General features: G+C 73.0%; 8 protein-coding genes. 4 read left to right on the top strand and 4 right to left on the bottom strand.

Going from position 1 to position 12,438, the window contains the following annotated elements:
• The first annotated feature begins 195 nt into the window (after positions 1-195).
• The gene (pruA, locus tag ACSRUE_RS25860) at positions 196-1,836 is read left to right on the top strand and encodes an L-glutamate gamma-semialdehyde dehydrogenase (protein WP_441285922.1); all 1,641 of its coding nucleotides are present in this window, start codon (positions 196-198) and stop codon (positions 1,834-1,836) included.
• A gap of 40 nt (positions 1,837-1,876) precedes the next feature.
• Here the strand turns inward: pruA and ACSRUE_RS25855 are convergent, their stop codons facing one another.
• Positions 1,877-2,152: a hypothetical protein gene (locus ACSRUE_RS25855; RefSeq protein WP_437766865.1), complete on the bottom strand. Its 276-nt coding sequence runs from the start codon at positions 2,150-2,152 to the stop codon at positions 1,877-1,879.
• A 447-nt stretch (positions 2,153-2,599) separates the two neighbouring features.
• On the opposite strand from ACSRUE_RS25855, the gene ACSRUE_RS25850 reads away from it, so the two are divergent.
• Both ACSRUE_RS25850 and ACSRUE_RS25845 read left to right on the top strand, forming a co-directional pair.
• Complete coding sequence (locus ACSRUE_RS25850) at positions 2,600-4,120, top strand: hypothetical protein (protein WP_441285921.1); 1,521 nt, start codon at positions 2,600-2,602, stop codon at positions 4,118-4,120.
• 188 nt (positions 4,121-4,308) lie between these two features.
• The gene (locus ACSRUE_RS25845) at positions 4,309-6,456 is read left to right on the top strand and encodes a M3 family metallopeptidase (RefSeq protein WP_441285920.1); all 2,148 of its coding nucleotides are present in this window, start codon (positions 4,309-4,311) and stop codon (positions 6,454-6,456) included.
• A 116-nt stretch (positions 6,457-6,572) separates the two neighbouring features.
• Here ACSRUE_RS25845 and ACSRUE_RS25840 read toward each other — a convergent pair whose 3' ends face one another.
• The gene (locus ACSRUE_RS25840) at positions 6,573-9,374 is read right to left on the bottom strand and encodes a tetratricopeptide repeat protein (RefSeq protein WP_441285919.1); all 2,802 of its coding nucleotides are present in this window, start codon (positions 9,372-9,374) and stop codon (positions 6,573-6,575) included.
• Between the two features lie 265 nt (positions 9,375-9,639).
• On the opposite strand from ACSRUE_RS25840, the gene ACSRUE_RS25835 reads away from it, so the two are divergent.
• A complete protein-coding gene (locus tag ACSRUE_RS25835; protein WP_441285918.1) occupies positions 9,640-9,828 on the top strand; it encodes a hypothetical protein in 189 nt (62 codons plus the stop codon).
• Positions 9,829-9,842: 14 nt separating this feature from the next.
• On the opposite strand, the gene ACSRUE_RS25830 is transcribed toward ACSRUE_RS25835, so the two are convergent.
• Together ACSRUE_RS25830 and ACSRUE_RS25825 are read right to left on the bottom strand one after the other, a co-directional pair.
• A complete protein-coding gene (locus ACSRUE_RS25830) occupies positions 9,843-11,186 on the bottom strand; it encodes a protein kinase domain-containing protein (protein ID WP_441285917.1) in 1,344 nt (447 codons plus the stop codon).
• Positions 11,183-12,406, bottom strand: coding sequence for an FHA domain-containing protein (locus ACSRUE_RS25825; protein WP_441285916.1), 1,224 nt, complete (start codon positions 12,404-12,406; stop codon positions 11,183-11,185). The genes ACSRUE_RS25830 and ACSRUE_RS25825 overlap by 4 nt, the downstream gene beginning before the upstream one ends.
• Positions 12,407-12,438: the final 32 nt, after the last annotated feature.

Here is a 12,438-nt window from a genome sequence, read left to right as displayed (position 1 = left end):
CTCGCGCAGTCCGCGAGAGGACGGACGACGCGGTCGCTGCCCAAGGAGGGCGGCGCCTGAAACCACGACACCCCTGTCCGCATCGCCTCCTTGCTCACGGCCGTGAACGGGAGAAGGCGGCGCGGCTGGACGGCGCGCAACGCAGACCGGCGCCGGAGCGCTGCACGCGCGAGAGCTCGCCGCTAGACTCGCGCCATGCTCGACACCATCGCCACGCCGCCCAGCCCGCAGAACGAGCCGGTCCTGTCCTACGCCCCAGGGAGCGCCGAGCGCGCGGCCCTCAAGGCGGAGCTCGACCGCCGGGCGCGGGAGACGATCGAGATCCCGATGGTCATCGACGGCGAGGCGATCCGGACCGGAGCGCTCGACGAGGTCCGCGCGCCGCACCGGCGCGACCTCCTCCTCGCCCGCGCCCACCAGGGCGGCGCCGAGCACGTCGCGCGCGCGATCGAGGCCGCCCGGCGGGCGCACCCGGCCTGGTCGAGGACGCCGTGGACCGAGCGCGCCGCCGTGTTCCTCAAGGCGGCCGAGCTGCTCGCGACCCGCCGCCGCCCCACGCTCAACGCGGCGACGATGCTCGGGCAGAGCAAGACGGCGTACCAGGCCGAGATCGACTCGGCCTGCGAGCTCATCGACTTCTTCCGCTTCAACGTCCACTTCGCCCACCGGATCGCGGCGGAGCAGCCGGCGAGCGCGCCCGGCATCTGGAACCTCGCGGAGCCTCGCCCGCTGGAGGGCTTCGTCTTCGCGGCGACGCCGTTCAACTTCACCGCGATCGCGGGCAACCTGTGCGCGGCCCCGGCGCTGATGGGCAACACCGTGGTCTGGAAGCCGTCCGCGAACGCGCTGTACTCCGCGCACTTCGTGATGGAGCTGCTGGTCGAGGCGGGCCTCCCGCGCGGCGTCATCAACCTCGTCATGGGCCCGCCCGAGCTCGTCTCGAACGCATGCGTCGATCATCCGGACTTCGCCGGCATCCACTTCACCGGCTCGACCGCGGTCTTCCAGTCGATCTGGCGCCGCATCGGGGAGAACATCGGGCGCTACCGCAGCTACCCGCGGATCGTGGGCGAGACCGGCGGGAAGGACTTCGTCTTCGCGCACGCGAGCGCCGACGTCGACGCGCTCGCCGTGGCGCTCGTCCGGGGCGCCTACGAGTTCCAGGGGCAGAAGTGCTCGGCCGCGTCGCGCGCGTACATCCCCCGCTCGCTCTGGCCGGCCCTCAAGGACCGGCTCGTGGGCCACATCCGGGCGATCCGCGTGGGGGACGTCGCCGACTTCCGCAACTTCATGGGCGCGGTGATCGACGAGCGAGCGCACGCCCGGCTCACGGGGCGGATCGCCGCGGCGAAGGCGGACGCGGCGTGCTCGATCGTGTGCGGCGGCGGCGCGCGCGCGCACGACGGGAGCGACGGCTGGTTCGTCGAGCCCACGCTGATCGAGACCACGGATCCGCGCCACCCGCTGATGGCGGAGGAGCTGTTCGGGCCGGTGCTCACGGTCTGGGTCTACCCCGACGGCGAGGAGCACAGGGCGCTCGCGCTCTGCGACGAGACGTCGCCGTATGGCCTGACCGGCGCCGTGTTCGCGCGGGATCGGGCGTTCATCGAGGCGGCGAGCGACGCGCTCCGCTTCGCCGCGGGCAATTTCTACATCAACGACAAGCCGACCGGCGCCGTCGTCGGGCAGCAGCCGTTCGGCGGCGCGCGCGCGTCCGGCACGAACGACAAGGCGGGCAGCCTGTTCAACCTGCTCCGCTGGGTCTCCCCCCGGGTCGTGAAGGAGACGTTCGCTCCGCCGCACGCGGTCGCCTATCCGTTCATGGCGGCCGAGTAGGAAGCGCGCCCCGCGCCGGAGAGGCGGCGGGCCTCGTCGCTCAATCCTCCGGCGAGTAGTCGCAGACGCCACCCGCGAGGTCGGCGCAGGACCGGTCCTCCTCCTCGTAACACTCGGCCGTGCGCTCGATGGCCGTGGCATACGACGCGCGGTCGGACAGCTCGAGGCACAGCGCGACGCACGTGTCCTTTCCAGGGCTGTCGGTCTGGCACTCGGCGTTCTTGGTGCAGACGATGTCGCACGCGTCGATGTCCGACGAGCAGCCAGGGGTGGGAACGAAGAGCAGCAGGGCCAGGACGAGCGCGGGACGGGGCATGGCGAAAGCTCCAGCGGCCATCGGAGCACGCGGCCGAGCCGGCGGCGAGAGGCGAGCTGGGGGCGGCCGCGCGGCGCAAGCTCGCCCCTGCCCCGGATCCCTGCTGCTGGAAGTGCGCGCCACCGGAGGCGAATCGAGCCGGTGAGCCCACCGGCGAACTCGGTGTTCCGCCCGAGTCGTCGAGCGCTCCAACGAGGTTGGATTCTCTTCTCAGGGAGTCATGCCCGGAACCATTGCCATCCGACGCGCCAACCACCGAGCTCTACAGGCCGATCCGACCTCGACCATTCGGCTGTGGAGCAGCACCCGGCCATTACGTATGCTCCAGATCTCCGCCCGACAAAAGCGTGCGTTCCCATGGCGCGCAGGACGAGCAGAAGAGTAGGTGTATATTTCCCACGCCGCTACACCGGGAGTCGCTGTGGGATAGCAAACGTTGGAGGTGCCATGAAGTCGATGCATTTTCTGGGTTTCTTCGTGCTCGGCACGATCGCGGCGACCGCCGCAGGCTGCGGCGGAGACAACGACGGCGACGGCGGCGGCGGCGGCGAGGGAGGAGCCGGGAGCACCACGACGTCCTCCACGACCACCGGCCCCGTCGCCGGCAGCACCTCCTCCACGGGCTCGGGCGAGGTGGACGACGGGAACGACAGCCCCGAAGAAGCGGAGCCGATCCAACCCGAGGACGGCTGGCTCGAGGGGACGCTCGAGCCGCTGGAAGAGGACGCTGACTACTACAGCTTCACCGGAGCCAAGGGGCAGCCGGTGTACATCCTGAGCGACGCGAAGCCTTCGGATGACGAGAGGGATCCGACATACCCAGATACCGTCATCACGCTGCTCGACGCCGACGGGAACCAGCTCGCGCAGAACGACGACCCGGCCCTGGGCTTCACCAATGACAGCGAGCTGCTCACCGTCCTGCCAGCAGACGGCGAGTACGTCATCGTCATCCAGGACTGCAACGCCGCCTTCCCGCAGTTCGCCTTCCCGAACGGCTGCTTCAACCCCGCCGACGTCCTGAGCTTCGACTACGGGGTGGCGCTCCTCCCGCTCGATCCGGCGAAGAGCGATACCGACAGCCTCATCGGTGAGGCCGAGCCCAACAATGACGCCGAGCAGGCCGTGCAGCTGCATTATGAGCTGAACAACGACGAGTCGGGCTACTTCACCACCTTCGCGTTCGGCAATTTCGAGAGCGCGACCGACGTCGATGTGTATTCGTTCACCCCGCCGGAGACCCCCGCGGTCGACAACGTCATCCTCGCCCAGCTCATCGTCGACCAGCCGACAGGGATCGAGGGCAACGGCTCGACGGTGAACGTCAGCGAGATCGCCGTGTTCGCTTCGACCGATCTGACCAACGCGTACGCGAAGGTGGACCCGACGAAGGGCGGCGATATCGCCCTCCCCGTGGAAGCCGGGCAAGAGTACTTCGTCTTCGTCAAGCGCCCTGCGGGAGAGGCAGGAAAGAACGACTTCTACATCCTGCTGCACAACCGCATGGGCTCCGATCCCCTCGAGGCCGAGGAGGAGACCAACGGTGTCGTGGAGACGCCGGAAGGCGGCCTGGTCTCCTTCCCCAACGGGGGGGGCGGCGTCAGCTACGCGATCGAGGGCCAGCTCGCCGACGGAGAGACCGCCGACGTCGACATCTATGCGGTCCCCCTCGACGACGTGGAAGAGGGCTGGACGTTCTCGGTCATCTGCGAAGCGCAGCGCAACGGGTCCGGGGTCCGCGAGCTCAGCGCCGAGGTGCTGAACGGAGACGGCACGTCGATCGACGCCGCCACCTACTCGGCCACGGAGACCGAGGACGAAAACCTGTACGTCGAGCGGGTCGCGATCCCGGAGGCTCCAGCGGACAACCGGCTGCTCGTCAGGGTATCGGCCGGGACGCCCGCCGCCGACGTGACGAGCCGAGGGTACAACTGCCTCTTCGCCTACCTGCCGCCGGAGACCGAGTGAGGGTCTGAAGCACGTCATGGCGTGAGCGCGCGTCCCCCGGGCGCGCGCCGCCGGGTGCTCCAGGGCACGCGGCGCCGGACCGCGCTCGAAGGCCGGCACCGCGCGCGCCGTCGTCGGCACACCGGGCGCGCAGATCGCCGGCGGCTCTCCCCGGGCCTCCCCGCTCCCCGTGGTATAGCCCGACCGACATGAAGGTCGGCACCACACCCGCGCGCTCAGGGCTCCTCTCACTTCTCCTGCTCGTCGCCTGCAACGCTGGCACCCAGACCGGTGGGGTCTCCTCGCCGGCCACGGCCGGCAGCGCCGCGCCGCAGGGGGCGACATCGACGCCGGCGACGACAGCGCCGTCCGAGACGCCGCCGCGCGCCGAGTTCGATCCCGTGGCGCAGGGGCTCACCGTGGAGGGCGTGAAGCAGCTCTGCGACGAGCACCTGCGCGCCGCGGAGGGGCACCTCGACGCGATCAAGGCGCTCCGAGGCGCGCCGCCGGAGCAGCTCACCTACGCCGCGACGCTCGGGCGGTTCGACGACGCCGCGCTCGAGGTGAACAGCGCGGGCGAGTTCCCGTACTTGATGGGGGTCGCGCACCCCGACGCGGCGGTGCGGGAGGCCGCGAGGCTCTGCGAGCCGAAGGTCGACAGGTTCACGACCGCGATGTGGCTGGACGCCGATCTCGCCGCCGTCATCGGGGCGTACGCCGAGAACGGCGACGCGCGCGCGACGTTGAACGGTGAGCGCGCCCGGCTTCTCTCCGACGTCCTGCGCGACTTCCGCCGCAACGGGCTGTCGCTGCCGGTAGACCGACAGCAGCGCCTCCGCGACGTGAACGAGCAGATCACCCGCATCGGGCAGGAGTTCATGTCGAACCTGTCCGCGTCGACCGCATCGATCGAGATCGCGCCCGCCTCCCTCCAGGGGCTGCCCAAGGAGTACGTGGCGAAGCACGCGCCCAAGGCGAACGGCAAGGTCGAGATCACCACCGACTACCCCGACTTCTTCCCGTTCGTCACCTACGCCAAGGACCGCAAGGCTGCGCTCGCTCTCTACGTCCTGTTCACCAACCGCGGCGGCGAGAAGAACGTGAAGCTGATCGATCGCCTCCTCGCGCTCCGCTCCGAAAAGGCGAAGATGCTCGGCTACAAGAGCTGGGCGGACTACGCCATCGAGCCGCGGATGGCCAAGACGAGCGGCGCCGTGCGCGGCTTCCTCGACCAGGTCAGGACCGCGCTGAGAGAGCCCGCCAAGGCCGAGTTCTCCGCGCTGATGAAGGAGCACGTGCGGCTCGGAGGCAAGCCGACCGACAAGCTCCCCCCCTCCGATCGCTACTTCCTCGAGGATCGGGTCCGCGCGTCCACGTACCAGTTCGACTCGCAGGCGCTCTCGGACTACCTCGAGCTCGGCGCGGTGAAGCAGGGGCTCATGGACATCACCGCGAAGATGTACGCCCTCGAGTACAAGGAGGTCCCCGCGAAGGCGTGGCACCCCGACGTGACCGCGTACGAGGTGCGCTCCGAGGGCAAGCTGATCGGCAAGTTCTACCTCGACCTCTACAGCAGGCCCGACAAGTACAAACACGCGGCGATGTTCACCGTGCGGACGGCGAAGCTGCTCGACGACGGATCGTGGCAGACCCCCGTCGCGGCGCTCGAGTGCAACTTCCCGAAGCCGGGGGCGCAGCCGGCGCTGATGTCCCACGAGGACGTGGTGACGTTCTTCCACGAGTTCGGGCACGTGCTGCACCACCTGCTGACGCGCTCGGAGCTGGCCTCCTATTCAGGGACCGCGACGGTGCGCGACTTCGTCGAGGCGCCGAGCCAGATGTTCGAGGAGTGGGCGTGGTCGCGCGAGGTGCTCGATCTGTTCGCGAAGCACCACGCGACCGGCGAGAAGATCCCGGACGCCCTCTTCCAGGCGATGACCCGCGCGCGAAGCTTCGGTCGAGCGCTCGCGACGCAGCGGCAGCTCACCCTCGCGTCGATCGATCTGGAGCTCCACACCCGCGATCCGGGCTTCGACGCGACCGTGGTCGTGGAGCAGGCGCAGCGCGCGAACGAGTCCTTCGCCTTCGTGAAGGGGACGCACCTGCAGTCGAGCTTCGGGCACCTCATCACCTACGACGCGGGCTACTACGGCTACCAGTGGGCGCTGTCGCTCTCGCGCGACGTGCTCACCCGCTTCAAGCAGGAAGGCCTGCTGAACCCCGCCGTCGCGCGCGCGTTCCGCGACGAGGTGCTCGCGAAGGGCGGCGGCGTCGAGGCGGGAGCGCTCGTCACCCGCTTCCTCGGCCGCCCGCCGAGCCACGACGCGTACCTCGCTTACCTCCAGGGCAAGGAGTGAACGGGCCGGCCGCGACGCGGACGCAGCGCTCGGCGGCGGCAAGGCCTGCGCCGGGCGCTCGGCCGCGCGGCGGCGCAGGGTCCGGCCATCCCTGGCCGGACCCCTGACGGGAAAGCTCAGGGCTCGATCGCGACGCCGAGCTCCTCGCGCAGGGCGTGGTAGGCGTCCGAGACCGTGAACGAGAGGAGATCGCCGATCTTCTCCTCGGCCGTCAGCACGCCCGGCGCGTCCCCCCGCGAGAGCGACGACGCCGCCACCGAGAGATCGCCGGTCAGCAGATAGCCGACCCGGGCCGCGCACCGCTCGACCGATCCCACCCAGTGCGCGAGATCGAGCGGCGCGCGGATCTCGTAGAGCTCGAACACCGCGGCCTCCAGGGCGTCACGCTCGCTCTCCGTCAGGTGCTCGTCGAGGAGGGGCACCAGCGCGAGCACCGCGCCCTCGAGGTCGGCGGGGACGAGCTCCGACGGCCGCGCCACCTTCACCGCTGCGGCCAGACAGACGCCGAGCTCCTCGAGCGACGGGAAATGCAGCAGCAGCCGGTGCGGGCCGACGTGGTACGCGACGTGGCTGCCCACCAGGAACGCGAGCTCGGCCGCCGTCCTCCCGCGGAGCGCCTCGCCGCCGACGAGGACGCTCGACTCCTGGACCGCCACCGCGGCGACCGCGATCGGCGCGTCCTTGCGGAGGTAGACCGCCGGCGCGGCGATCCCGAGACACCGGCTCGCCCACGAGAACAGGCGAACCACGCCCGCCGCGTTCCGCTCCGCGTCGGCGCGCGCGGCCGGATCGAGCTGGGGAGCCCGCTTCTCCCGCACGCGCTGGGCGAAGCGCGCGCGGATCGCCGCGCCGGCGACCGACGCGAGGACCTCCTCGAGCGCGCGATCGCGATCGCCCGCGCGCAGGAGGTCCCACGTCGCGACGCTCAGCCCGCGCGCAGGCTGGACGAGGCCCGCCGGGCGGTGCTCCTCGAAGATGAAGCGCTCCCGCGCCTCGGCCGCGCCGAGGTAGACAGCCACGCTCGCCGCGGACCACGCCTGGTCGACCCGCCTCAGCTTCTGGAACGTGTCGAACAGGTCGTGAAACACCTGGACGTTGCCGGGATCGAGCACCGCCGCGGCCTGGAGGTGCGCGGCGGCGCGCTCGAGCCGGCCGGCGGTCCGCGCGAGCGCCGCCGCGCTGAGCCGCCCCGGGACGTCGTCCGGTCGCTCGTCCACCGCGCCCTCGAACGCCTCCAGCGCGGAGCTGGGATCCTCGAGGTGATCGCGGAAGAGCATGCCGAGGCGGCGGCAGAGCTCCCAGGTGACGTCGCTCCGGACGCGCAGGTCGGCGATGCGCTGCGCCCGCTCGAGCATCCGCCGGTACGCGAGCTCGAGCTCGCCCCATTCCTGCCGCGCCGAGAGGAGGATCGCGATGAGGGAGAGCGGATCGAGGAACGTGGGATCTGCGTCCAGCGCGCGATCGAGCAGCTCGATCCCGTCCCGCTCCCGCGTGACCTCGGTCAAGGTCGCGCGGGCCTCGCCCTGCATCGCGGTGCGCGCGAGCTCCAGGAGCGCGACCGCCCGCTCCCTGGGCTCCTCCATCCGCTCGATGAGGCAGCGGCGCGCCTCGATCGACGCCTCGACGTCGCCCGCGGCCTGGTAGAGCCGGCCCAGGCCGCGCAAGACCGCGGGGTCGTCGGGGCGGAGCTCTCGCGCCCGCTCGAGGAGCTCCAGCGCGCGCGCCGGCTCCCCGGCGATGCTCTCCCAGCGCTCTGCGAACTGGACGAGGAGCCCGAAGCGATCGCCGTCCCCCTCGACGCGCGTGAGCAGCCGCTCCTCCGCGATGCGCAGCCGGACGAAATCGCGCCCGGCGAGGTGGAGCTCGACGAGGGCCTCGAGCGCGGGCCGGTGCTCCGGCGCGAGCGCGAGCGCCTTGTCGAAGCTCTCGATCGCCTCGCGGTGCCGCTCCTGGCGCCACCTGGTCTGGGCGATGCGCAGATGCACCTCCGCGCGGGCGTCCCGGTGCGCGACGCCGACGAGCGCGAGCGCCTTCTTGTACGCGGTGAGCGCGCCCTCCAGGTCCGCGGCGGCGGCGAGCATGTCGCCAGCCGCGAGGTACTGCCCGACCGGGTCGTCCGGCGCCGGCGCCGGCGTGGTGGCGGCGTCCCGCTCGTCCGCGACGACCAGCTGCGCTGCCTCGGGCCTCTCCGCCGGGGGCGCGCCCGGGGCGCCGCCGCGCGGGACGAGCACCGAGAAGGAGCCCTGCCCGCCCGTCCGCGCGAAGCACGGGATGGCGCTGGCGAGCTCGGCGTTCTCCTCCACGCGGCGGAAGATCGCCTCCGCGGTGAGGCCGCGCTCCGGCTCGGCCTCGTCGAGGTGCTCGACGAAGGCGCGGGTGAGCACCGACGGCAGATCCGCGTCGAGCGAGCCGATCGGGTGGGCCGCGACGAGGAGCTCGACCCCCGTCACGGAGGACGCCACCGCCTGCTCCGCGGCGGCGACGACGGCGCGCGAGGTCGCCCCGGGGCCGTGATGGCACTCGAGGACGAAGAGCACCTCGCCGCGCGCGCGATCGCGGAACACCGCGGCGATGTCGCCCAGCGCGTCGCCCAGGCCGGGGTTCTCGGGGTCGAGGCAGAGGAAGAGCTCCCCGTCCGGCGACAGCGCGACCGCGCTGGAGGCGTAGAAGAGGAACAGGGTGGACGCATCGTCGCGCGCGGCGTCCTCCGCGTCGACCAGGGTCCTCCGCGTCGCGACGACCTCGTCGAACAGCGCGTCGAGCTGCTCCGCGAGATCCCGGGCGGGATCGACGTCGATCACCCGGAAGCCCGCGTCGTCCAGCGAGAGGCGGGCCCGGATGAGATCTCCGTCGAGCGAGCCGGGCGCCGGCCGCTGATCGCGGTGCAAGCTGGGCGTGGCGACGATGGCCAAGCGCATCAGGGCGCCCTCTTCTCGTTGCGTACGCGCATGCAGGCGAGCAATCTACCCAGGGCCGCGCCCGAAGCGAAGCGGGTTGCCACGCTGCGCCGCACCACGCCGCAACGTGAGGTCCCCCGCACGAGAGATCGGCCGCCAGAGAACAGGCATGAGCGAAGGTAGGCGTCGTTGGTGGACGGAAGCACCCCGCAGCGCACGAGCAGCTCGCGCCGCGTCAGCCGCGTCAATTGCGCTCGCGGCCGCCCTCTCGTCCGGCTGCGGGAGCGTGTGCGACGAGGCGACGGAGCACACCGAGGAGTGCGGCTTCCACGGCAGCGGCATCTCCGCCGAGGCGTCGTGCGACGGCCGCGTCCGGTGCGCGTCGGCGTGCGCGGCGGAGGCCCCCTGCGGCGCGTTCGATGGCACCGACGCGGCCGCGCTCGATCGATACCAGCGCTGCCTCGACGCTTGCTGAGCCCGCCGCGGCGCTCAGCGGGCGGCCCGGACGAGCGCGGCGCCGTCCGGCGGCCGGTCGTCGTCCGGGCCGAGGCACAGCAGCGAGAGCTCCTTCCAGGGAGCGAGCCCCTCGCCACCGAGCGGCTCGAGGTGGACGAGGACGTCCTCGAGCACGCGGCCAAAGCCGTAAATGTCATCGCGCGGGTCGCTCGCCCGCCCTGCGAGCCGCTCCGGTGAGACGTACCCTGGGCTGCCGCCGGCGGACGGCGCGCCCCGCGGCCTGGCCAGCCCGAAGTCGGTGAGCACGGGCTCGCCGAGGTTGCGCAGGAGCACGTTGGCCGGCTTCACGTCCGCGTGGACGTAGCCGCGGTCATGGATTCGGGCGAGCGCGCGCGCGAGCGGACGCGCCCACCGCGCGATCGGCGCGAGCGCCGCCGCGTCGCCGGCGCGGAGCACGTCTCTCACCGACCCCCGGGCGATCCACTCGAGCGCGATCCACCCCTCCTCGGGGTCCGCGTCGAAGACCCGCACGACGCCGGGGCCCGCGAGCGCCACGGCGAGCCGCACCTCGCGGGTGAGGTGCGCCCGGTCGCCGCCCCGCCCGTGGTAGACCTTGAACCCGATGCGCCGGCCGAGCACCTCGTCCTCGGCCTCGTAAACCGCGCCGGCGCCGCCGCGCGCCACCTCCCGGAGCAGGCGGAACGGGCTCTTGCCCGCCGAGGACGCGACCACGGTCGCGTCCTCCAGACGGGCGGCCGCGGCGGGCCGATCCGCGCCGAGCGCCGCCCGCCAGCGCTGGTGGCGCTCGCGCGCGCCTGGCGCGCCGATCTCCCGGACGAGCACGCGCTCGATCGCGCCGACCGCGCGCGGGAGCTGCCCCAGCGAGGCGTAGAGATCGGCCGCGAGGACGAGGCCATCGGTCGAGGACACCGGCTGGGCGCGCGACGCGCCCCCGCGCTCGCGCGACGCGGCGCCCTCCAGCACGGCGAGCGCGCCGCGCTCGTCGCCCCGGGCCGCGAGCAGATCCGCGCAGGCCACGCGGATCGGATCGGGCAGCACCCGCTCCTCCATCGCCGCGACGAGGTGCGCCACCGCCTCGGCCTCCCGGAGCGTCCCGCGCGCCCGCCGGAGCACGGCGATGACCTCGTCCGTCGAGGGCCCCTCCCGCGTGCCGGAGCTCCGCAGGCGCGCGATGTCGTCGCCTCCGCCTTCACGCGACGCGCGCGCGTGCGCCTGGGGCCGCTCCGCCCGCGCAGGACGCGCGCTGCCCCCGACGTCCGCCCCGCCCGGCCCGGCGCCGCCGCGCGCGTCCGCCGGCGCGCCGCCGTCCGCCGCGGCGCCGCCGAGGCGCTCCTTGAGCCGCCGCCACAGGCTCACGCCGGGCCGCCCTCGGCGCCGCCGCGCCGGATCGACGGAGCCTCGCCCGCGGAGGGTAGCCGGAAGACCGCCGTCCCCCCGCGCGCCGAGGCGATCGCGTCGCCCACGCAGAGCTCGACCGACGGCGCGAGCTGGTAGTCGCCGAGGAACGGCGGCGGCGCCCCCGGCGGCGTCTTCAGCGCGACGAACGCCGAGGCCCCCGCCCGATCGACGCGGATCCGCCAGGGACCGACCGGCAGATCGCCGAGCGGCGCCGTGAAGCGATCGCCCGCGATCTCCACCACGCACCCCTCCCCGGCCGCCGGCGTGATCGCGCACGGCACCTCCCCGCCGAGCAGGAGCTGCACGCCGCGGCCGACGGGCAGCGGCCCCGTGAGCCGCGCGCCCGCCAGCGTCGTGCCGTTGCGCGTCCCGAGGTCCTCGACCTCGACGCCGGACGGGCCGCGCCGGATCCGCACGTGCGTCCTGCTGACGGCGCGGGACGCGACGACGATGGTCGCCTCGCCGCGACCGATCGTGACCTCGTCGCCGAGCGCGCACCGCAGGAGGGCGCCGCCGAGCTCGAGCGACAGGATCGGCCCCGAGAGGAGCCGCGCGCGGATCGCGCGCAGGGCGTCGGCCACCGGCTCGCCGCCGCGGTTCCCCGCGATCCAGGCCTCGGCCACCGCGATCGCCTCGCGGCGCTCCGCCATCCGGTCGAGATCCGCGATCGACCGAAGGACCGCGGCGAGCTCTCGCTGGTCTCTCTCGACGGTCATCGCGGAGCGGAGCCGCTCCTCGAGCCGCTCGATCGCGCCCGCGGCGGCCAGCACCCGCGTCTCCGACTCGGTGTCGCCCACCAGGGCGTACGCGTCCGCCGCGCGCTCGAGCTCGCCCGCCTCCTCGAGCTCGCGCGCGACGGCCAGCGCCTCGCTCCGCATCACGCTCGTGCCCCGCGCGCGCACCAGGTCGAACGCGAGCAGCGCCTTGCGCCCGAGCGCCACGCGCTTGAGCTCCGGGCTCTCCGCCATGCGGGACGCCGACGCGCAGAAGGCGATCCGCTTCTCGACGCTCCGCTCGGCGTCCGCCCGGAGGAGGAGGACCCGGGCCGCGTCGTCCGGCATCCCGGCGTCGAGGTACAGCTCGACCGCCCCCGCGAGATCGCCGGCGAGCTCCTTGGCCTCGGCCGCCCTGCGTCGGCTGTCCCCCCGCCTGAGCCCGAACCACTCAAAGAGACTCACGCAGCGCCATCCTCGCCACCATCCGACATCCT

The sequence above is a fragment of the Sorangium sp. KYC3313 genome (assembly GCF_052075895.1).
In the GTDB taxonomy this organism is placed as follows: Bacteria; Myxococcota_A; Polyangia; order Polyangiales; family Polyangiaceae; genus Sorangium; species Sorangium cellulosum_B.
The sequence above is the reverse complement of the archived record's forward strand: the minus strand, read 5'-3'. Positions and strand labels throughout refer to the sequence as shown.

Coding starts and splice junctions, on each gene's coding strand:
- pruA (WP_441285922.1), top strand. CDS start 196: ATGCTCGACACCATCGCCACGCCGCCCAGCCCGCAGAACGAGCCGGTC.
- ACSRUE_RS25855 (WP_437766865.1), bottom strand. CDS start 2,152: ATGCCCCGTCCCGCGCTCGTCCTGGCCCTGCTGCTCTTCGTTCCCACC.
- ACSRUE_RS25850 (WP_441285921.1), top strand. CDS start 2,600: ATGAAGTCGATGCATTTTCTGGGTTTCTTCGTGCTCGGCACGATCGCG.
- ACSRUE_RS25845 (WP_441285920.1), top strand. CDS start 4,309: ATGAAGGTCGGCACCACACCCGCGCGCTCAGGGCTCCTCTCACTTCTC.
- ACSRUE_RS25840 (WP_441285919.1), bottom strand. CDS start 9,374: ATGCGCTTGGCCATCGTCGCCACGCCCAGCTTGCACCGCGATCAGCGG.